A 21947-nucleotide genomic window follows, 5' to 3' on the forward strand; every position below is an offset into this window, starting at 1 on the left:
TTCGTTGGGCGAGCTCTGCCCGACAACCCCGTCAGTTCGAGTGTGCCTGAACCGGCGGAAACAATTCGTCGAGCGATCGCGTCATTCCATCCGACTGTACGACGCGGGCGTGAAAACGCCGCAGCTCGCGTGGATGGCGAACGCCACATGAGTGCGCGATGACACCCACCTCGTAGTTCATATTCTTTACATAGTCTGCGACACGCTGAGCTTTCGTCGGCGGATGAAGACCTTTCTGCAACTTGGGATCGTGGGTCGTGATGCCAGTTGGGCAGGTGTTCTTATTGCACTGCAAGGCTTGAATACAACCCAGGGCAAACATGAACCCACGGGCTGAGCAGACGAAATCGGCACCCATGCACAATGCCCATGCAACATCCGCCGGGGTAACCAGCTTGCCCGACGCAATCACTTTCACGCGTTCACGCAGGCCGTACTGTCCAAGCTTGTCGATCAGCACTGGCAGACTTTCTCGCAGCGGCAAGCCCATATCATCGATCAGCGGCATGGGCGCAGCGCCCGTTCCACCGTCCGCGCTGTCGACGGTGATGAAGTCCGGTGCGCTCTCAGACCCCCGTTTTTGTATTTCCAAGAAAAGTTCGTCGAGCCATCCATATGAACCGATGACGGTCTTGAATCCAACAGGCTTACCACTCGCTTCACGGACATGATTGATCACGTCCAGCAAATCCATATTGTTGGTTATATCGTGATGGCGATTTGGGCTGATCGCGTCTTCCCCTTCCCGAATGCCCCGAATCCCGGCGATCTCTGCTGTCACCTTGGCGCCGGGCAGAATCCCACCTTTGCCCGGCTTGGCTCCCTGGCTCAGCTTCAGCTCGAACATGCGAACCTGTGGATGCGCTGCTACTTCACGCAGTCTGTCATCATTCAAGTTACCGTCAAGGTCGCGGACACCGTTCTTGGCAGTACCGATCTGGAACACGACGTCGGCACCGGATTCCAGGTGATATGGCGACAGCCCCCCTTCCCCGGTATTCATCCAGCAGCCTGCCTTGGACGCCCCCTGCCCCAACGCCTGAACAGCTGGCTTTGAGATGGCCCCGTAGCTCATACCCGATACGTTGAACAAGGAAGCAGTGGTATAGGGGTGCCTCGTATTCGCACCGATCGTCACCGGCTGAGCCGGTACGGCATCCTCTCCCAATGTCGGAAACGGGCAGTTCGCAAACATCACCTGGCCCACCGCAGCGATATTCCGCGTCGACCCAAACGCGACGGTATTGTCAATGTTCTTTGCCGCACGGTAGATCCAAGAGCGCTGCGCTCGATTGAACGGCAGCTCCTCTCTGTCCATCGCAAAGAAGTACTGGCGAAAGAATTCGCCGAGTTTCTCAAACAAGTATCGAAAACGGCCAATGACGGGATAATTGCGGCGGATGGCCTGTTTCGTCTGCGAAACATCGACGACATACGCTATCACTGCCCACAAGGCGACAGCACCGACAGCCAGGATGAAGGCCGCGGCCATCACCTCCAATGCCGTCAACAGAAAATCTTGGGTCTCTTGCGACATCAGTTCCATATCTCAACCCCCGCGATGTTGACCAGCCGCAAGCGCTGGCGAGTTGAACACCAGCATCTTTTCGACACGCATATCGTTGAAGCTGTGTGGGATACCCCCAATACCCAGGCCCGACTGCCTTAAACCGGCGAACGGCATCCAGTCTGTCCGAAACGCTGTATGGTCGTTCACCATTACCGCCGAAGCATCGAGGTGGGAGGCGACACGTAGCGCGGTGTCAAGATCACGGCTGAACACGGCACCTTGAAATGCGAACGGCAGGGCATTGGCACGGGCGATAGCGTCGTCCAGTTCGTCGTAGGCATATACACAGACAACAGGCCCGAATATCTCTTGCCTGCTGACCTTGGCATGATCGGGCGGATCCAGGAGTACGGTGGGCTGATAGCAGGACGTCGAAACGGGCTCCCCTCCAGTCAACAGCCGAGCGCCGGCATCACACGCTTCTCGAACCCATGCATGTACCCGCTCCACTTCACCTGGCCGAATCAAGGGACCGATGTCGACATGTTCATCCATTGGATCCCCGACTCGCTGCGTTTGTGCTGCAGCCACAAGCCTGTCGGCCAGTTCCCCGACCAGCGCTCGATCGACAAACACCCGCTGAACGGACACGCACACTTGGCCGGCATGATAGAAGCCACCCTTGGCGAGCATTGGGACGATCCGTTCCAGGTCCGCCGTCTTGTCGACGAGAACGGGGGCGGCGCCACCGTGCTCTAGCGCACATCGCGTCCCGGGTGCGAGCTTCGAGTGCAGATGCCAGCCGACCCGCGAACTCCCGATGAAGGAAAAAAGCGCCACACGCGGATCCGTGACCAGCCGTTCCGACGTGGCGACCAGATCGGTCATTACCGCCTGCGCCCAGCCCGCTGGCAGTCCGGCTTCGTGCAACAGCGCGATAAAACGGAAGCACGACAATGGCGTATCCTCGGCCGGCTTCACGATCACAGGACAGCCTGCCGCCACGGCTGGGGCGACTTGGTGAACGATCAGGTTCAACGGATGATTGAAAGCACTGATCGCGACGACGGGCCCACGCGGCTCGTACGTCGTGAAGGCCAAACGACCTTCGGACGCCGCCGTGACACCCATTGGAATCTCACAGCCGGCGTGATTCCTGACTAGTTCCGCGCAGTTTCGTACGGCGTCAATTGCGCGCATTACCTCCGCGCAAGAATCCTGCAGCGGCTTGCCCCCTTCTGCGGCAGCCGTCCTCGCCAGCTCTTCGAATCGTGCACTCATGAGCTCAGCCGCTCGCCGCAGCACGGCTATTCGCGCGTGCGCCGGAAGCCACTTTCTACGATCACGATGTAGGCTGTCGGCGGTTCTCAAGGCCGACTCCACACCCTGCGAATCAGCACGCTCGACGCGCGCTAATTCTCTGCCGTTATACGGGTTGGTAACAGGTAGGAGATCGACAGCAGGAACTGGTTCAGCAAGTGCGTTGCAGATCAGATTGGGCATACCAGCGCTCCGAGCTTTTCCGTTAGCTTCATGTTTTCCGCGTAGTCGACGGGGCAATCCACGACCGCGACCGTGCCACACGACAGCGCTTCCTGAAGCACCGGAACCAATGCCTCGGACGATTCCACCCGGAATCCGCGTGCGCCGAAACTCTCCGCATACTTGACGAAATCGGGATTGGTAAAATCGATATGGCTATCTCGACCGAATCGCCTGTCCTGATGCCATTTGATCAGGCCATAGCGACTGTCGCTCCAAACCAGGATGACCAACGCGAGTCCCAGCCTGAGTGCTGTTTCGATTTCCTGAGAGTTCATCAGAAACCCAGCATCGCCGGTGATCGCGACGATACGCCGCTCGGGATAAACGAGCTTCGCCGCAATGGCTCCAGGCACACCGATCCCCATGGCCGCGAAGCCATTGGAGATTATGCAGGTGTTGGCGACCTGGGCCTGCCAAAGCCTCGCGATCCACATCTTGTGGGCACCGACATCGGAGACCAGAATGTCGTCTGCAGCCAGTACCTGGCGCAAGTCCCATAGAATCTTTTGCGGCTTGACCGGAAATCCCAAATCTTCAGCATGCTCGTGGTAGTCGGCGTCGATTGCGCGGCGCAGGCTTGCAGCCCAGTTGCCGGCACGCGGCGGAACTTGAAGAGCAATACCGCGAAGTCCGGCAGCAATGTCACCCATCACACCTACTTCCAGGATGTAGTGTTCATCCACCTCCGCCGGCATGCTGTCAATATGGACAATCTTCTGACCGATATTGCGATGCCAGAGATGGGGATGATACTCAACGATGTCGTAGCCGACGCAGATCACGACATCTGCACGATCGAATCCGCAAGAAATGTAGTCATTGGCCGCAAGCCCGGTGGTCCCCAGCGACATCGGGTGGCCGGATGGAACGCATCCCTTGGCCATGAACGTCGTTGCGACAGGTATATTCAGCTTGGTCGCGAATTCACGCAACGCGTCAACGGCGCGCGAGCGAATCACGCCATTGCCTGCCAGTATCAAAGGACGTTGTGCCGTCCGAATCAGCTCCGCCGCCTGTGCGATCTTTTCTTCCGGCGGCCGCGGGATACGCGCCTCCTGCACTTTTAGTGGCGCCTTGCCTTCGATGGTCTCTGCGGCAATGTTTTCCGGGAAATCGATGAAGGTGCACCCGGGCTTTTCGCCCTTGGCAACCTTGAACGCCTTCCGTACGACCTCGGGAATTATCGCCGGTTCACGCAGTTGCGCGGCGTACTTCGATATCGGTTCGAACAGGTTGACGAGATCGAGTATCTGGTGGCTTTCTTTGTGCAGACGATGCGTGGAACCCTGCCCAGCGATCGCAACCACCGGTGCACGGTCCATGTTCGCATCGGCTGTACCTGTGATCAGATTGGTGGCACCCGGCCCAAGGGTTGCCAGGCATACCCCGGGCCTTCCGGTCAGCCTGCCGTAGACGTCTGCCATAAAAGCAGCACCCTGCTCGTGGCGGACGGTTACAAAGCGGATGGAACTGTCCAGGAGGGCATCCATCACATCCAGGTTCTCCTCTCCGGGGATACCAAAGATGTACTCGACATTTTCGTTCTCCAGACAGCGCACAAAAAGTTCGGCCGCTCGCATGGTTCGATCCATCCAATTTGATTTGTCGTCGAATCCGGCATCCTCGGTGGACCACTGCGTTTGTCGAGTTGTGACCGGGATAACCAACGAGACCGCGTCATCTGGTGTCATTTTTCACGGCACGTCGAATATTTCTGAGAATCATCGCTATGCAACGAAGGCCGCGCACTTTAGGCGCGCGGCTTCGTCGGACAACAGGTCAACCAATACCTTGTGTCAGCGAAAGGTAGTGCTGGTATACGGCTTCAGCATCGATGGACCCCTTGCCTTCTGACATTTCCTCGAATTCCCTGGCTGCCTGGGCACCCGCCCACGAGACGTACTCGTCACGGTTGATTTTGCCGTCGGCATTTCTATCCATCATCTGACGAATGCGTGCCGACCCGCACTTTCCGGACCCACACTTTCCCTCGAGCACGCTGATGCTCTTAGCCGTGCCCTGCTCTGCGACTACGATCGTCGCGGAGTCATCGGAGGAGAACTGGAAAGGGTTGCTTGCTGCGTGTCCGGTGGCCGCCAGGGTGACTGCCGAGGCACCAGCGATGAAGGCAAGGGAGTTCTTGAGATTGACGTGTTTCATGATGTTGCGTCCTCTTTGGCTTATTTCATGAGAGGTGTGTTTCGGCCGCTTCTGGCCGGCACACTTAGCTTTGGGCATAGCCATTGCCCACACCATGCCCATGTGTATCGTTTGCATGTCTGATCGGTTCAAAATGGCGCCCGTGAATTCGACAAGGATGAAAAGTTGTCTGGCGATAGGCGGTCTTGACAGGCAGACCCCAAGCCAGGAGCGCACGATGTTTTCGTCCGACGCCTTGTTAAGACACTTGGACATCAGCAGCGAATTGATCTGCCACATAGAGCGATCAGACTCATGGTCACGGAGTGTCGAAACCGAAGACAAGGTGCAAGTGCATCTCGTGATGCACGGCAGCTGTCAGCTTCAGGCATTGGGCCTGAACCGGTCGGTTAAGCTTGAGGGAGGAGATGTGGCGATTCTGCCGCAGGGTGGAACAGCTACACTGCGCGCAGGCGGGGAAACGCCAGGCGAATGGGCAAGCAGTCTTCAGCAGGGTCAGGCGGAGAGCCGCGAAACACCGCTCACCCGAGTGATCAGCGCTGCACTCACCTTCAATTTTGCTCCACTGCAGTCATGGATGGCTGTGAGCGCCTCGCCTTTGTTGATTCGACATCAGCGTTGGATCAATGCAGGGATGGACAGACACGCGGGGTACTCGATTGCACAGACAATCGCCTCCAAGCGTTCCGGCTGCGACCTGGAAGTGGATCGGCAGTTTGAGATCCTGTTAATTCAGCTGTTCAGTGTCATTGAGCTGCACCCGCTGGCAGATACAGGCATTCGCTGCGCACAGCAGGACAAGCGAGTCGCCCGGGCGGTCGCCGCGATTCACGAGATGCCCGGCTTCAACTGGTCGTTGGAGCGGCTGGCCGAAGTCGCAGGACTGTCTCGTTCGGCGTTTTCGCGCCGCTTTGCCCAAGCCGCTGGCATGTCGGCTATTCAGTATCTGACCGCTTGGCGAATGCATGTGGCTTTTCGTCAGTTGCAGGGACAGCCAGTGGATATCGAGGATACGGCAAGGGCAGTCGGATATCTGTCTCCTACTGCCTTCCAGAAAGCGTTCAAGCGCGTACATGGAATGACCCCGGCGCAGGCCATGGCCTACTCGTGTGCAGCTTCGGAAAGCGCGAATTCCGGCTGGAGCCGATCAACGAGACAACTACACGTCTGATTCAATAGAACACCTTAGCGGCGTCGCCGTGCCCCTCACCTCTTTGGATGCAATCACGGAGGGCCACGAGCTGGTGAACCGGACGTTGAAATGCCGGGCAGTAAACGACCCACCCATAGTGAGTCGGTCAGTTCCCAAATACCCCTGTGTGAAAGTCAACGACAGGAAGGCAAGCTGGTTGACCTCCTGTGGGCAATTTAGGCGCGCCTCGTTGTAAGAAGCTCGAATAAAGCCTGCTTCCGACCGTAGTGGCCCATGGCAGGTCGCCTCGCTTTTGGTCAATGCCGACGCTCATCAATTGTCTGGGATGGACGGCCAGCTGGTAGAAACGCGATATTCCGCAGGGAACACACCGGCGATACTCGCATCCCGACTACCACCGCCCGCTTCAAGCGATCAACCGCGATCGTGTGCCAAACGCCCGCCAATTTTCCGGCCTATGTGCCCGAACCATCGACTACGACACTGTCATGGCTCGGCCCGCCGCGAACACGGGACGGTACGGACAGCATTGACGGCAAGCTTCCGCTGTTGCTGGGAAGAAAACCTCCAGGATGCGCTGCCCGCGCTGCTGCAGTGTTCCGTACCGAAAACTTTACGAACCACGATTTGGAAGCCGGACGCTGCAGGCCTTCGTGCGTGATCTCAGTGCTATCCCACCGGTACCGATTTTGTTTCGGACAAAAAAAAGACTTAGGTCGACAACCTAAGCCTTTCTCTTTATTGGTCGGAGCGGGGAGATTCGAACTCCCGACCCCCACAACCCCATTAAGCTTTTCCTTCATATCAAGCCTTCTCTAATAGCATCAGAATGTGGTGTTTTTGTCCAATAAGTTACTGTTTTTGTTTTTCTTATTCTGCACCTGTTATTATTTGGTACCTAAAGTTCATCTCGATCTGAAACAGTCGAAGTCTGGTACCTATGGTACCTATTCTGAAATAGGTACCAAATACGCCTCTCGGAAAATAGGTACCAAAATGCGCCAATAGGTACCAAATAGGTACCACGTGAGGGACCACCACAAATGCCGAGCAAGCGAATTACCGTGCCCACCGTAGAGTACCTGAAGACCGATAAGGTACAGGAAGATTTTTGGGACACATTGACTCCTGGGTTCGGTGTTCGAGTCACCAAGGGTGGCCGCAAGACCTTCGTGGTCATGACGCGGGTGCTCGTTGCCGGTCAGTGGAAGAAACGCCGCTACACGATCGGTCGATACGCGGAAGGCGTGGACCACGAAGACCAAGGCCTCGATCTGAAAACGGCGAGGGATCGCGCGAAGGCGGTCATCGCGGCCGCCGGAGACGGCCGCGATCCACAAGAGGTGCTGCAACCTACCCCGCGCGACGAAATGGTCGAGAGATCTGCCAATTGCTTCGCGAACGTACGGGAAGACTTTCTGAAGCGTTACCGGACACGGCAAAAGACAAAACCGAGACCACGCACCATCGAGGAGATGCGACGGTGCATTTCCGGCAAACGGTTCAAGAACTGGGACGACAAACCCGTTACCGCCATCACGAAGCGGGACATTCGCAACCTCCTCGACGCCATTATGGATGAGGGGCATGACGCGCATGCCAACAAGACACTCACCGTCCTGAAGATGCTGTTCAACTGGGCCTACGATCACGAAAAGATAAACGAGATTCCGACCGAGAGGATCAAGCCACCCGGCGCAGTCACCCCTCGGGAACGCACCCTCACCTCACCAGAGGTGGTCACAATCTGGAACGCAACATACGGTGACGAAGCCACCGACTCGCATATCCATGGCGACATTGTCCGCACTCTCATGTTGACCGGACAACGGCGAAATGAAGTCGCCGGGATGCAATGGTCGGAGATCGATTTCGATCGCCGCACCTGGGAACTCCCACGCGACCGGACCAAGAACAAACAGCCGCACATCGTCCCGCTCTCGTCGGCCGTACTGTCGATCCTGCGCCGACAGCTGAAGGAGCAGAAAGAACTGGGCCTCGAATCGGCGTACGTCTTCACGACAACCGGAGAAACGCCGTTCTCCGGTTGGAGCCGGTCCAAAAAACGCCTCGATCAACGCTGCGGCGTAACCGATTGGCGGCTGCATGACCTGCGGCGCACCGTCGTCACCGGCATGAACGACGACCTCGGCATTTGGCCCCATGTCGTCGAAGCGGTCGTGAACCATGTCACCGGCGCCGCCAAACGCGGGGTCGCCGGCGTCTACAACCGGGCCGAGTACCTCAAGGAACGCCGGCGCGCCCTCGAGCGCTGGGCTCGACACCTTCTAAAGCAGGTCGCCGAGGCCCGCAGGGCGGCGTAATTCCCTGCCCTGCGAAAAACCGCGCACCGGGTTGAAAGGGTTTTCTGCCGACACCCCTCAATCGCGCGCCTAGCATGGTACCCGTCGATATCAAGTTCTAACGGGATACACACCATGCAACGACTACTCACCGACCGCCAGCTGCGCGAAAAACTTGGCGGATGTTCGAGCATGACGCTCTGGCGCATGCGCCGTGACGGGAAACTGCCCAAGCCGAGAAAGCTCGGCAAGAAGAATGTCACGCCGGAAGACGAGGCGGACGCCGCAATCGCCGCGTTGATTAGCCTGTGAAGGGTCTTGGGGCCGACCGTTCCGCCAGTACATGGGAACTGGCCAGGCAACCGGCCATAGAAGCGGCCATATTTTCGGCTAGAATTGACTTACGCTCTCCATATGTTTCTGATATTGCGATAATTATGACTGATTCTGATACGGACGATAAAGCGGCCATTGAGCCGGGCGACGGCGCCCCTCTCGACAGGGGTGAGCCCGTATCATTGATGGAACCAATGAGGATCTCGGAAAGCTCCCGCCATCGCGGGGAACTCAACGATCTGGCCGTCGAACTGGCGGCACATTCCGCAGGATTTCGCCGGAGCCTCCCGGCGGGTGTACTGACAGCCCTGGCAGATCTGGTGCGAGCGATGAACTGCTACTACAGCAACCTCATCGAAGGCCACGACACCCACCCCGTCGACATCGAGCGCGCACTGAAAAACGATTACAGCGCCAACGCGGAAAAGCGCAACCTCCAACTCGAAGCGAAAGCGCACATCGCGGTCCAGAAATGGATCGACGAGGGCGGACTAAGCGGACGCACGGTAAGCGCGGATGGTATTTGCGAGATCCATGGACGCTTTTGCGAACTCCTGCCGGATGAACTGCTATGGGTCGAAGACCCTGACAATGGCGAAAGGATGGAGGTTGTTCCCGGCGCGCTTCGTGAACGCGACGTCAAAGTCGGCCAACACATAGCGGTCAGTCCCGGCGCACTCCCGCGTTTTTTCCAGCAGTTCGAGCGAACGTATGGCAGCCTCGGCAAAGCCGAGACGATCATCGCTGCGGCGGCAGCTCATCACCGCCTGCTGTGGATACACCCGTTCCTGGACGGCAACGGCCGCGTGGCTCGGCTCATGTCGCACTCGATGCTGCTTGAGGTGCTTGATACGGGCGGTATCTGGTCCATTGCCCGAGGTCTTGCGAGAAACGTTCGGTCTTACAAAAGCCACCTGGCGCAATGTGATCTTCCGCGCCGTAACGATCTCGACGGTCGCGGCAATCTCAGCGAAGAAGGCCTCGCCTCCTTTACACGATTCTTCCTGGAAACCTGCCTCGACCAGGTGAAGTTCATGGAAGAGCTGGTGCAACCGGACCGGCTGCGTGACCGCATCCTGCTCTGGGTCGAGGAAGAAATCCGCACTGACGCCCTACCGCAGAAGGCCGGGCGCATCCTCGAAGCAATCCTGTACCGGGGGGAACTACCGCGTGGCGACGTTCCGGACCTGCTCGGGGCGAGTGACCGCCATTCCCGCCGCGTCGTTGCCGCCCTGATCGAACGCGGTGTCGTCGTCTCGGATAGCACGCGCGCACCGTTGCGCCTCGCCTTCCCGGCCATGCTGGCATCACGCTGGATGCCGGGACTGTTTCCGGAACAACGCTAGAAAGGGCTATGCGACGACACGCCATGCAAAGGCAAAGGCACCTGGTATGCCCGGCAGTAGCCGCCCTCTACAACCACGCCAACTGGGCGGGACTCAGGGGCAGCGAACGCTGGGGCTGACAGCCAAACCAACCCCTCCGACTACATATGAAATCGCCCTTCCGGTTCGTAGCCTAGCGGGACGGGATCAGCCAAACGGCGAAGCAAGTCCAGTTCACCTCGACGGGTATACATCTCGAAGAGATGATCATTCCCGTGGCCTTGCAGATATTTGCCGGCATCTCTTTCTAACCATGCACTACAGACCACGCCGACGAATTTCGGGTATTGAGCGCGCTTCGCCAGAGGAGAGGCTGTCATGAATCTTTCTCGTGCGTTGCCCGAGAGATCCGCTTGCGGATGCCTAGAATGATCGTATTTCCACCAAACGCTAATACGCACTTCACCAAAGCCAGCGTCAGACCACGACACAACGGCATTATGTCCCGCGATCTCCATTTCAATGTGCGCGGTCTCTTCCGTGGATTTGCCATCCCAGGACAATGACAACAGACGACGACGCAAGAGCTCATTCAAACCCAGGACCAACAGCTTTCGGTACGGATTCATTTTAGGCGTGGCTACGGAATAAGACGCCATAATCTCCGGCTCAGGCTCTTCCTCATCAAAAGCGTTGGGGCCCACCCTCACGCTGTTGGAAACGTCCAAACCGCTGACCTTCTGAAGGACCTCCTCGGGCCCATCTTCAATGGTGATCAGATAGCCGTAGACCAAGCCGTCATTGTTTTCAATGGCTTCGGCCTCCCACGACAGCTGTTCGAGCTCAAGGTCGCTGATCCCGAGCTCTGCGGCTAATGGGCTTCGGCTGGTAAGCATGGGCCGGGCGCGCTGGGGTTTGAGTTGGCGAAGGGCGTTTGCCCAGCCGGAACTCATACCGTTTTGCTGGGCTACTACATCCAAAGCGGCATGTAACGGAATATTCTCGGCCTTAGACAGCGCCCTGGCGTCCTGCTTCAAGCGTTTGACAGAACGCCCAGAGGGGAATTTGAGGGTATTTTGTGCAGACATAATACTAAGCTCCAGACTGCCTTTTTGGCGAAGGACGGCCGACACATCCACGCGCAGACAGTACGTGGTTTAGCATTACATTCAAGGAATTCACTGCGCCCTGATGGGGGCTCTGCCTTTGGTCGGCTAGCGAGCTTGCAGTCAGCTCATTTTTAAAGCTGACATAGAACCCGCGACTCGTCAAGGCTCTTTGACGAAGGAGAAGGCCCCAGACTAGAAAACGTGAATGTCTTCTTCCGGAAAAAAGCCTTTATCCAGAAGTGCTGCTTTTGCTGCCTCGACGTCAGGCACGAACCACGTGACAGCCAAGTCCTGCACGGCGCGTGAACAGCAAACATAGAAAAGACGTCTGGTCCTATCAACTACCGAATCCTTCCCCTCGTCGAGGTTCTTTTGATCGGTGTCCGACAAGGCTGCGGTGCCGAAGTACTTTTCGTAGGAAAAGATATTGTAGTTGCTCTCTTCATCGTCCAGAACCACCAAAACGCGATCAAACTCCGCCCCCTTCACGCCTTGATGCGTGGCGAACGGCGATTGATCTTCTATATACGTTTGATACCCCCACAGCTGAACAGCAGGACAGTCAAGAAACGCCAATACCGATGCATCGTGGTTGCTTAATCCTTCGCCATCTCCCTCACCGGGTGCAGCATTCAAGAACGTAAAAAAACGATCATCTAACGTCATGAGAGAATGGTCGTGCACGAATTGAAGCACCTGCCTGATCGTCGCGTCTGAGCCTTCGGCAAGAAGGCCATTTGCATCTGTAACATCCTTTTTCAGTTGCGCGAGCAACGCCACAACATCTTTTCCCGCCAGGTTCTCTTCAGTCAGCAGAGGGGAGTTGGCGCGCAATGACGAGATAACTGCAAACTCATCACCAAGATGCACTGCTTTCACGAGTGGAAGCAGATAGCCTAAAAAGGGCCTCAGCACCCATGCGGTACCGTCAAGCAGACCATCTTTGAGACCTGACGGACCATGATCATTCAAAGAGGCGTATATGTCCGGAAAACCAAGCCTTTGGGCCGCCATTCGATGCACAAGCACAAGAACGCGAACACCGCTGTGATCGCCATTATTGACCCAATCTGGATCGTCGTTGGCTTGGCTAAGCCATTCCCGTACTTTGCCTAGGTGCTCAGTCCTTTGATCATCTGCAGGCAGCAAGAAGATCCGCGAGGAGCCCTCAACCGAGATAACTTCGCCATCTTTCTCTACAGTTCTGCCACGCGTCTGAACAAGGCCATCGTCCTCTGCTCTGATTTTATTGATCACATGCAAGACGCGCTGAGGACATCTGAAGTTTTCCGGCTTCGTTATCTCTTTCCAAGCCTCTTCGAGAATGATCGGCCCGGCTCCCGTCATGTAAATTTTTTGAACGGAATCGCCGAAGAATCCCAAGCAAAACCCCGCACCCGCTGTTCCGCTTATTTGCTTCAGCGCTTCCACAAACGCCGGATCGGTGTCCTGGCTCTCATCGACAAAAATGACGGGATACCGGGATGCAACGATATTTCTCAACAACGCTTTGTCGGCGATCAGCGCAGGACCAATCTTCAAAATGTCGTCATGCCCGAGAATTCCGTTCGCGTAATCGCTTCCTGTGCCATAGCCCCATTTCTTGACGGATCGCAGAGCCCCCAGCTGTGCCTTGTATCGATCAATATCTTCTACCAGCCTGTCACGCGTACGCTGCTGCGTTCGCGGCTTTGCTATTTTTTCTTCCGCTGCCGTGATCTTCTCAGATATTCGGCTCTCTACCCATTGGCGGATATCATCCTGGAATGGCTTCACTACCGACCACAAGAAGCTGTGAATAGTAGACACATGGAACAATGGCGCGTTACCGACATCGCCCCATATTTCTCCGACAGCCACCTCGGTATAAGTGATGCACGCGATCTGCTGACCACGTCTCTTCAAATCAGGGCCTCGCGTTCTCGCCAGATGATCAAGCGCCTTGACCAAAGACGTCGTTTTTCCCGAACCAGCACCGGCGACCATCACGAAACTTCTTGTAGGCCGCTCATCAAGACAGGCGCGCAATTGGAGGTCCGCGTCCGTATCTGGCTGCATTATCCGGTTAGTCATGCGCCCCACCTTCTGGCTCTGGCGCGATAGCTTCAACGGCCACGATAGGAGTAATCTCACCTTCGAGCCACCGGAGCCCCTCGGCTATATAGGTTGGGACAGTCCATGATTTTGGATCCTGCGTCAGGAGTGCAAGAGCGAAGTCCGTCTTCTTGAAGTTTGAACTTTTGATCTTCTTGTGCAGCCGACCAACGATGTCTTCCAACGATCGTTCATCGCACTTGCTGATTCTTAGCTTCAGTTCTTTTTGCTCTACGGCTTGGCACCATTGAAGGTTCTCCAGCGCAAATGCCTCCTCCAAGGTCCTACCGGTCCAATCGGCCGTCTCCCCGTTCCAGGTAACAGATACCGGCACTTGATAGGTTACCCGCGCTAAAGCCGGTGATTCAGGTCCTCGCCTCTGTATTCGATTCTCTTCCTTCGTTGCAAGCAGGTGTTGAATTACTTTTTTGCGCGGAAGCCACTGGATGAGTGTCTGGTTGGAAGTCTCGGCCCCCTCTTCATGCACCATACACGCCTTGCCAGCGTGGGCGGCACTGTCTTCATCGACTTCATCCGCCTCATCGTCCCCGACATCCTCCTGTCCGCCCACCACGCTGTCTATATCCGTAATTATCAGTGCTGTAATCCCCAGGAACTCAATAAGCGAACGGAAGCGATGCCCAAAAGCACCGCCGATCTCCAAAATGCTCAGATATGCCGACTTCAACTTAGGCGCGGCTTTCTCGACCATTTGCGGCATGAGAAGGCGCTCTACGTTTCCTTCGACAAGAACGGCTGCGTCCGCAAAGAACAGGTCGCAGTGCGTAAGCTTCAGATAGCGTTCCAAGAAATCGTTCGTCGGTTGCTCGGTCTGTTTGTAGAACGCTGAAAGATTGAGGACTTCCGATGACATTCCATGTCCTGCGGATTGACGACGAAAGTACCGGATTGGTTGAAAGCCGCGCTCATAAAGGATATGCGAAGAATGTGTCGTAACAACGACTTGGCTGTGATAGAAGGCCTTGTCTTCACCTTCTATCGGCATAATGTCAAGAACCTCCCGAATAAACACTTGCTGCAACTGAGCATGCAAGTGAACCTCTGGTTCCTCAATAAACACAAGATGGACTGGTGGGCGATCTTCCTCGATATCCATCCACCGCGTGTGAACGTCGAGGAGTTCTACGACAATGTAGATAAGATTCTTATAACCCAATCCGTTGTAACTATCCGGCAACGTTGTCCCTTCTGAGCCGTCTTCCGGATCATCAAGGGCATAATGGACCTTGGCACCATCATGGCTACTCAGGATCGATACCGGATTCAACGCCGATTTAATGACGAGACGCGGGTTATCCACCCCCGGATAACCCAACGTCGCTAATCGTTCTAGAACAGGCTCGAATACGCGCCCCAAGTGTTGATTAAGCAGAGCTTCCGATTCCGCGAGCGCATGCATCGCATCGTAGTCATCTCCGCGTTTTTCGAGATTATGGTCATAAAAGCGGCTGAGCCTTTTTGACAGGTCCTCTGCACGACCTGTCCCTCCGCTATCTGACAGGTGTCTTTGCGCTTCAAGAAAGTCAACGCGCAAAAGAGCGTTCAGCGTTTCTTTCGGCCCACGGCCCTTATCGTGAACGATCTCCCGTGGCTCATAGTTAGCGGCCTGCATCAGGTCCGCATCGAAGCGAGAGCTATCGAGGACGTAGTAGCGAAAACCAAACTCTCGCTTAAGATTTTCTGACAAATATTCACACAGCGTTCGTGGGGGTGGGTGATACTCGTCTGCCCCATTTCGTCCTGGCCGGACATTTGCGCGTGCGCTTTCGCGCGCAGCTTCGAAACGCGCGACTAGTCCGTCTTCATCCTCGGCCGCAAACTCAACACGTAGTCCGACGAGTGATCCTTCCCAATCGAGGCTTGGCAACAGGTCGACGACGCGGTGAACGTCTGCTGCCTGGACATGGAACCAAAAGTCGATAGAAATTTTCGGGAGGCACGTCCCCTGACGTTTCTCCCCAAAATCATCGATCTCACACCAACAATCCGCATTGAAGTCGTGGAGCGATAATCGATCTTTGGACGCATTTGTAAAAAACTTCACAGCATGCGCTGTGGATGTCTTGCCACTATTGTTCGCACCTACAAAAATGGATAGGTCACGATCCAGATCAACCAGCACATTCTTCAATCGCCGGAAATTCCTTATCCTTAGTGCATGAATGTGCAATTTCGAATCCCCTTCTATGACTGTTCGTAAAGAACCTTCTGAAACCCAACGAACGCATCCCTGATCTTGGCTACTCCGCCAAGTTCGTGTGCCGCATCGCTGATCGCGTGATATTTGAGCTCCAGCAAGTCAGGCAGCTTGTCCTGATCCAGCTCTGACACACCCTCTCTGACGTACTGCGCCAACACGAACTCCAGGAACGCCTGCAGCTTGTCGTCGTAGGACGCCAAAATCCGTGCCCGGCGCGTATCGACGCGTTCCGCGCGCGTTATCGGCGCGAGGGCAAATGCGATATAGGCCAGAACGTCGTAAAGGTCGCTGTTTTCCGCATCGATCATGCGGCGGATTTCACCCAATTGATCTTCGCCATAGCCCTTTTCACTTAAGGCTTCGAGCAACGCCTTGCGGGTCTCCGGATTACTCCAGAGCGCGCGCAGTTCATCCTCGTCTTTGAACAGTTCCGGCAGCTCACCGAAAAGCCGCTCGATAAATTCGGCGGCCGACATGGGCTTTCCTTCGGGGCTCCAGAAGGTTGTTGCCACCATATGCTGGATGCTGCGTTCTTTGCCGTCCGCCAGTTTGATCCTGGCTTTGACCTTCTTCTTGCAAATGCAGGGGTACTCGCCGCAAACAGGGCATGGCTCCGGCCCAGGCTTTTCGCAAACACAAGGCACCTGCCCACAAACAGGACAAGGTCCCGGCGGTTCCCGCACACAGATACAAGGGTACTTCCCGCAGCGCTCGCAGGGTTCCGGCTCGACGGGCTCACCGTCCCACTCCGGGTCACTGAAATGCTCATAGGCCTTCACGAAATCATAGATCGTGAAATAGTCCTTGCCATCAAACAGCCGCGTTCCGCGTCCCACGATCTGCTTGAACTCGATCATCGAATTCACGGGCCGCATCAGGATGATGTTGCGCACATTACGGGCATCCACGCCCGTCGAGAGCTTCTGCGATGTGGTCAGGATGGTTGGGATCGTCTTCTCGTTGTCCTGGAAGGTGCGCAGGAATTGCTCACCGATCTCTCCGTCATTCGCGGTCACCCGGACGCAGTAATTCGGGTCCGGGCTGTTTTTCATCTGATTGATCAGATCGCGCACGGCAAGCGCATGTTCTTGCGTCGCGCAGAATACGAGCGATTTCTGGCTCTGGTCGATCGCGTTCATGAACAGCTTCACGCGGTACTTTTCGCGCTCCCGGATCTCGATGACACGGTTGAAGTCATCTTCCGTATAGCGCTTCCCCTCCTCAATCTCGCCCTCGATCAACTGATCATCGGAGGTATAAACATAGTCATCGAGGGTTGTCGCAATCTGCTTAACCTTGAAGGGGGTCAGGAAGCCGTCATTGATCCCTTCTTTTAGCGAGTAGATGTAGACCGGCTCCCCGAAATACGCGTACGTATCGACGTTGCCTTTGCGCTTGGGCGTGGCGGTCAGGCCCAGCTGCACCGCAGGCGCGAAGTACTCCAAGATACCGCGCCAGTTGCTCTCATCATTCGCCCCGCCCCGATGGCACTCATCAATCACGATAAAGTCAAAGAAGTCGGGCGGATACTCGCCAAAGCTTGGCGCGGGATTACCTTCCGCATCCCGGCCCGTCATGAAGGTCTGAAAGATCGTGAAGAAGATGCTGCCGTTCTTCGGCACCCTGCCCTTTTTGCGGATGCTCGCCGGGTCAATACGGACCAGCGCATCTTCCGGGAAGGCCGAAAAGGCGTTGTAAGCCTGATCAGCCAGAATATTCCGGTCGGCCAAGAACAGAACTCGGGGGCGGCGGCTGGGCTCACGCGTGATGTTCCAACGGCTGTGAAACAGCTTCCATGCAAGCTGGAACGCGATGAAAGTCTTGCCGGTGCCCGTCGCGAGGGTTAGAAGAATACGGTCCTGCCCCGCAGCAACGGCTTCCAGCGCGTTGTTGATCGCATTGTGCTGGTAATAACGGGCCTGCCATTGCCCGCCCTTATCCTCGAAGGGTACCTCGCCAAAGCGATCCCGCCACGCGTTCTCTTCGGCAAAGGTCTGTGCCCATAGCTCTTCAGGCGTCGGATAGCGCTCGACATAGTTTTCCGCGCCCGTGTGCATATCGATCTGATAGATGCCGACGCCGTTCGTGGAATAGGTGAAACGGGTCTGGAGCATGGCCGCGTATTTCTTGGCCTGCCCCACGCCTTCCGTATCCGGCAGGTCCCGGCGTTTGGCCTCGATCACGGCAAGCTTCTGGCCGCGATAGAACAGGACGTAATCGGCGATGTCCTGCTTGGCGCGCTTGCCTGCGCCCTGCAGACGGCCCAGTGTGATGACCTCACGCCGCACCCGGCTGCCGTCGACAACGCCCCAGCCTGCTTCCTTCAAGGCGGGGTCGATCAGCTCTGCGCGGGTTTCGGCTTCATTCATGCGGTGGCATCTTCCTTGATGGCTGTTTCCGCCCCTGCCGTTAACTTTCCATCAAAGGCTTTTTGCAGAAGGGATTGCTTGAGTTCAGTGAGCTCGGCCAGCTTTTTCCGATAGATCGTTTCAAGACGTCGGGTTTCAGCAATCAATGCATCAAATCTTCTGGCTATTTGCCTTTGGACATCGAAGTCAGGATACGAAACCTTCAGTTCTAGTTGTTTCGTGATTCCGATATAGGCCCTAGTCGATCCCGCACCTGCAATATGGCAGATTTCGTCTTGAAACTTGGGACTTTGGAAGAAGTAGTAGAGGTAGCGATTATGGAGCACCCTGCCATCCTTGATCCGATAATACGTGACTTGCGGTGTCAGCATCACGTAATCGTGAGATGTTTGTAGTACGGCGACCCTACCGATCGTTCCCTTGTGAGAAAGCAAAACGTCCCCAGCTACTGCAAACCCTTTCCGGAGCGAATCTGCTTGCGATCTCGTTAAGAAATTGCAGTGCATCTGGTCAACTTCGCCTGCCACCAGATCTGACGCCATTATGAATGGAACACCAGACTGCACAAAATCTGCCTTCTTGGGATGAGTATCTCCATGATTGCCATCCAATGGCTTTTCCAGAATCTGATCATCCACTAGCTGTCCGACCGTTGTATCTACCCACTCCTCTCCCTTGTTGGAGAAGACCGCATTCAGATAACTCTCAAATAGCTCGCGGGCATTTGCGAGGTTCTTTTCGGCATTAGCGGTCGCAGTCACAATCCCCTCGAACGCTTCATCGAGAATGGCAACAATGCGTTTTTGTTCTGAAAGCGGTGGGACTGGCACCTTCAAAGACTTTACGAAAGGGAGCTTGACGCCCTTCACAGTTAAGCCTGTTCCTTCAGACTCAATCACCTTACTAATGCTCTGAAACCAGCGAAATAGAAACCGCACGTCAAGGTATTTTTTATTCTTCGGTACGACACCTCGCAAATCCTGATTGATAGCCGTGTCTTGCGCGAGGATACATACCTTTCCAAGCCCTACTCGCGTCGCGATTACGACATTGTTTCTGGGAATAATATTTGTAGCACTGTGAGCGACAGCTTCATTTGAAATCCTGCATTCTGTCGTGGATAACAGCTCTTCCCTCATATCGCGTACGGTAGCCCACGGAATATCGCCACCATAGTATGAACTGTTTGCCTTCGACGGGGTTCCTCCCCCGACAATATTGCAGACTTCTCCGAGCGGCTTATTTTCCCACCCCGTCGTCATAGCATCCCCCGGATGCCTTCGAGGATTTCGGCACTTTCCGCATCCAGCGCAACCATCTCGGCGATGATCTCTTCCGGCTCGCGCAGTGGCGCTTCTTCGGCCTTGTTCGGATTTTTCACCGACAAGTCGAACGTCGCGGGATCGATATCCGCGACGTCCACGGACCAAGACTTCTTAGAATTTGCAGAGCTGACCTGCAGCTCCACAAACTCCTTCAAATCATCATCATTCAGAGCATTGGTCTTGCCAAGAGACCGCCCAGGATCGAGTTGGTAGTACCAAATCTTCCGCGTCGGTGCGCCCTTGTCGAAAAACAGCACAACGGTCTTCACACCCGCCCCGAGGAATGTCCCGCTCGGGCAATCCAGCACGGTGTGCAGGTTGCAGCTTTCCAGGAGCTCCTTCCGCAGAGCTTTCGAAGCGTTGTCGGAATTCGAGAGGAACGTGTTCTTGATGACGACCGCCGCCCTGCCCCCGGCTTTCAGGTACTTGATGAAGTGCTGGAGGAACAGAAAGGCCGTCTCGCCGGTCTTGATCGGGAAGTTTTGCTGGACTTCCTTGCGCTCCTTGCCGCCAAAAGGCGGATTAGCCAGGATCACGTCGAACCGGTCCTTGTCCTGAATATCTGCCAGGTTCTCCGCCAGCGTGTTGGTGTGGATAATGTTCGGCGCGTCGATGCCGTGCAGGATCATATTCATGATCGCAATCACGTAGGCCAGACTCTTCTTCTCCTTGCCGTAGAAGGTTCTGGTCTGGAGCGCTTGCAACTGGCTGGTGGTGAGCTCCCCTTTACGCAAATAGTCATGGGCCTCGCACAAGAACCCGGCAGACCCGGCTGCGCCGTCATAGATGCGCTCGCCGATCTTGGGATTGACCACCTGGACCATAGCGCGGATCAGAGGGCGCGGCGTGTAGTACTCACCGCCGTTACGCCCGGCATTGCCCATATTCTTGATCTTGGCTTCGTAGAGATGGGAGAGCTCGTGCTTTTCCTTTTGCGAGCGGAACCGGAGCCCATCCATCAGTTCAAGGGCGTCTCGAAGCGAATAGCCGCTTTGGAACTTGTTTTTGATCTCACCGAAGATCTCACCGATCTTGTATTCGATCGTGTCGGGGCTTGTTGCCCGGTCTTTGAACCCCTGCAGGTAGGGAAACAGATCGCGGTTGACGTAGTCGATCAGGTCGTCACCGGTGAGCGCCTTATCGTGATCGAAGGAACCATCCGCCTTCTTGGGAGCCGCCCAGCTTGACCAGCGGTGCGGGGCATCAATGATGAAGGCGTAGTCCTTGCCGACCAGTTCGGCCTCCATGGCCCGCTCCTGCTCCAGATCATCCAGGTATTTAAGGAAGAGCATCCATGAGGTCTGCTCGGTGTAATCAGGGTTCTACCCCGTCTCCACGGACGGTTTTAAAAAGGCGGAAAACGCCTGATCCTTTCTCGCGACTCTACGCCGCATTCTCGGGTTGTGGAATCGCTCGATGTAATTGAATACATCAGCGCTGATCTCGTCTCGGGTACGGTAACGCCGGTGGTTTGTGCGTTCACGCTTGAGCATACCGAAGAATCCTTCGCAGGCTGCGTTGTCACCACAGTGGCCAACGGCGCTCATGGAACAGATCAGCGTGTTTCGCTGCAGGAACCGTTGGTAGTCGCCGCTCCGAAACTGACTGCCACGATCGGAGTGCAAGACCACTGACCAGCCGCCCTGGCGCTGCCAGACGGCCATCTCAACGGCCCGGATGACCATCTGGCGATCCTGTCGATGGTGCATCGACCAACCGATCACGAGCTTGCTGAAAAGGTCGATGACGACGCACAAGAAGAGCTTGCCTTCATCCGTCTTCAGCTCGGTGATATCCGTGACCCATTTGCTTTCCGGTTCCAAGGCCGTGAAGTCCCGCTCGAGATGATTGCGGATGCCTGGTGGTGGCAAGCCTGGCTTGCCGCGTTGGCCCCGCTTCTTCTTGCGCGGCCAACCCTGCAGGCCATTGACGGCCATCAGGCGGGCAATCCGATTCTTGCTGGCGGTCTCGCCTTCCTCGGTCAGATCCTCATGCATGCGCGGCGCGCCAATCACGCCTTGGCTGTCCTCGTGGACCTCTCGGATCCGCTTCAGCAGGCGCTCATTGTCGATCTGACGCGCACTGGGCGGTCGACCTTCCCAGTCGTAGTAACCACTGGGCGACACTTTCAGAAGCCGACACATCATTCGAACGGGAAACTTATCGCGACAACGCTGGATCGCCTGGTATCTCAGGAGGATTCCTTGGCGAAGAACGTTGCCGCATCGCGCAAAAAATCCCGTTCCTTTTTCACGCGCGCCAGTTCGCGCTTGAGTCGCGCGACTTCTTCATCCCTGGGATTGCCGGATCCCCCGAAGGCATGACGGCCCTCAGCATCGGCTTCTCGCTTCCAGCGGGTCAGCAGATTGGCGCCGATACCCAGCTCACGGGCGACCTGCGCACAACTGACGCCAGGCTGTCTGGCTTGCTCAACGGCGCCCTGTTTGAACTCCGGGCTGAACTTTCTTCTCTTCGACATATGAACACTCCTTTCTGC

General features: G+C 56.1%; 15 protein-coding genes. 4 read left to right on the forward strand and 11 right to left on the reverse strand.

All coding sequences use genetic code 11. The features are described 5' to 3' along the window. Positions 1–31 precede the first annotated feature (31 nt). The 4 genes from H6955_21850 to H6955_21865 form a co-directional block, all read right to left on the reverse strand. Complete coding sequence (locus tag H6955_21850; protein MCP5316215.1) at positions 32–1546, reverse strand: FMN-binding glutamate synthase family protein; 1515 nt, start codon at positions 1544–1546, stop codon at positions 32–34. A gap of 3 nt (positions 1547–1549) precedes the next feature. Continuing rightward, positions 1550–3013, reverse strand: coding sequence for an aldehyde dehydrogenase family protein (locus H6955_21855; protein ID MCP5316216.1), 1464 nt, complete (start codon positions 3011–3013; stop codon positions 1550–1552). Next, positions 3001–4635, reverse strand: a complete 1635-nt coding sequence (locus H6955_21860; GenBank protein ID MCP5316217.1) for an acetolactate synthase large subunit — start codon at positions 4633–4635, stop codon at positions 3001–3003. Before H6955_21860 ends, H6955_21855 begins: the two co-directional genes overlap by 13 nt. Before the next feature lie 199 nt (positions 4636–4834). After that, positions 4835–5494 carry a hypothetical protein gene (locus H6955_21865; protein ID MCP5316218.1) on the reverse strand — a complete coding sequence of 220 codons (660 nt, stop codon included), beginning with the start codon at positions 5492–5494 and terminating at the stop codon, positions 4835–4837. Here H6955_21865 and H6955_21870 point away from each other — a divergent pair. The 4 genes from H6955_21870 to H6955_21885 all read left to right on the forward strand — a co-directional run bounded on the left by H6955_21870 (position 5463) and on the right by H6955_21885 (position 10353). After that, a complete protein-coding gene (locus H6955_21870) occupies positions 5463–6386 on the forward strand; it encodes a helix-turn-helix transcriptional regulator (protein MCP5316219.1) in 924 nt (307 codons plus the stop codon). The genes H6955_21865 and H6955_21870 overlap by 32 nt on opposite strands. Before the next feature lie 1025 nt (positions 6387–7411). Continuing rightward, positions 7412–8692, forward strand: a complete 1281-nt coding sequence (locus H6955_21875; GenBank protein ID MCP5316220.1) for a site-specific integrase — start codon at positions 7412–7414, stop codon at positions 8690–8692. 114 nt (positions 8693–8806) lie between these two features. Then, positions 8807–8983: a transcriptional regulator gene (locus H6955_21880; GenBank protein MCP5316221.1), complete on the forward strand. Its 177-nt coding sequence runs from the start codon at positions 8807–8809 to the stop codon at positions 8981–8983. 125 nt (positions 8984–9108) lie between these two features. Beyond that, entirely contained in the window at positions 9109–10353 is a 1245-nt protein-coding gene (locus H6955_21885) for a Fic family protein (protein MCP5316222.1), read from the forward strand. Positions 10354–10493: 140 nt separating this feature from the next. Here H6955_21885 and H6955_21890 read toward each other — a convergent pair whose 3' ends face one another. The 7 genes from H6955_21890 to H6955_21920 all read right to left on the reverse strand — a co-directional run bounded on the left by H6955_21890 (position 10494) and on the right by H6955_21920 (position 21929). After that, a complete protein-coding gene (locus H6955_21890) occupies positions 10494–11420 on the reverse strand; it encodes a hypothetical protein (protein MCP5316223.1) in 927 nt (308 codons plus the stop codon). Positions 11421–11633: 213 nt separating this feature from the next. Beyond that, positions 11634–13514 carry an ATP-dependent helicase gene (locus H6955_21895; protein ID MCP5316224.1) on the reverse strand — a complete coding sequence of 627 codons (1881 nt, stop codon included), beginning with the start codon at positions 13512–13514 and terminating at the stop codon, positions 11634–11636. Further along, entirely contained in the window at positions 13507–15726 is a 2220-nt protein-coding gene (locus H6955_21900) for an ATP-dependent endonuclease (protein ID MCP5316225.1), read from the reverse strand. Before H6955_21900 ends, H6955_21895 begins: the two co-directional genes overlap by 8 nt. Before the next feature lie 14 nt (positions 15727–15740). Further along, positions 15741–18125: a DEAD/DEAH box helicase family protein gene (locus tag H6955_21905; GenBank protein MCP5316226.1), complete on the reverse strand. Its 2385-nt coding sequence runs from the start codon at positions 18123–18125 to the stop codon at positions 15741–15743. After that, entirely contained in the window at positions 18122–19387 is a 1266-nt protein-coding gene (locus H6955_21910) for a restriction endonuclease subunit S (protein MCP5316227.1), read from the reverse strand. The genes H6955_21905 and H6955_21910 overlap by 4 nt, the downstream gene beginning before the upstream one ends. Beyond that, positions 19384–20742, reverse strand: coding sequence for an N-6 DNA methylase (locus H6955_21915; GenBank protein ID MCP5316228.1), 1359 nt, complete (start codon positions 20740–20742; stop codon positions 19384–19386). Before H6955_21915 ends, H6955_21910 begins: the two co-directional genes overlap by 4 nt. Before the next feature lie 30 nt (positions 20743–20772). Beyond that, positions 20773–21929, reverse strand: a protein-coding gene (locus H6955_21920; protein MCP5316229.1) for an IS3 family transposase whose coding sequence is annotated in 2 segments (ribosomal slippage) — positions 20773–21689 and positions 21689–21929 — 1158 coding nt in all. Because the reading frame shifts where the segments join, the coding sequence is not laid out codon by codon here. Positions 21930–21947: the final 18 nt, after the last annotated feature.

The organism is Chromatiaceae bacterium (genome assembly GCA_024235395.1).
Taxonomy (GTDB): Bacteria; Pseudomonadota; Gammaproteobacteria; order Chromatiales; family Chromatiaceae; genus Thiosocius.

Excerpts from the sequence above, each read along its gene's own strand:
- H6955_21915 (MCP5316228.1), bottom strand. The coding sequence starts at position 20,742 with ATGCTCTTCCTTAAATACCTGGATGATCTGGAGCAGGAGCGGGCCATG.
- H6955_21905 (MCP5316226.1), bottom strand. The coding sequence starts at position 18,125 with ATGAATGAAGCCGAAACCCGCGCAGAGCTGATCGACCCCGCCTTGAAG.
- H6955_21910 (MCP5316227.1), bottom strand. The coding sequence starts at position 19,387 with ATGACGACGGGGTGGGAAAATAAGCCGCTCGGAGAAGTCTGCAATATT.
- H6955_21885 (MCP5316222.1), top strand. The coding sequence starts at position 9,109 with ATGACTGATTCTGATACGGACGATAAAGCGGCCATTGAGCCGGGCGAC.
- H6955_21875 (MCP5316220.1), top strand. The coding sequence starts at position 7,412 with ATGCCGAGCAAGCGAATTACCGTGCCCACCGTAGAGTACCTGAAGACC.
- H6955_21855 (MCP5316216.1), bottom strand. The coding sequence starts at position 3,013 with ATGCCCAATCTGATCTGCAACGCACTTGCTGAACCAGTTCCTGCTGTC.
- H6955_21890 (MCP5316223.1), bottom strand. The coding sequence starts at position 11,420 with ATGTCTGCACAAAATACCCTCAAATTCCCCTCTGGGCGTTCTGTCAAA.
- H6955_21895 (MCP5316224.1), bottom strand. The coding sequence starts at position 13,514 with ATGACTAACCGGATAATGCAGCCAGATACGGACGCGGACCTCCAATTG.
- H6955_21860 (MCP5316217.1), bottom strand. The coding sequence starts at position 4,635 with ATGCGAGCGGCCGAACTTTTTGTGCGCTGTCTGGAGAACGAAAATGTC.
- H6955_21880 (MCP5316221.1), top strand. The coding sequence starts at position 8,807 with ATGCAACGACTACTCACCGACCGCCAGCTGCGCGAAAAACTTGGCGGA.
- H6955_21865 (MCP5316218.1), bottom strand. The coding sequence starts at position 5,494 with ATGTGGCAGATCAATTCGCTGCTGATGTCCAAGTGTCTTAACAAGGCG.
- H6955_21850 (MCP5316215.1), bottom strand. The coding sequence starts at position 1,546 with ATGGAACTGATGTCGCAAGAGACCCAAGATTTTCTGTTGACGGCATTG.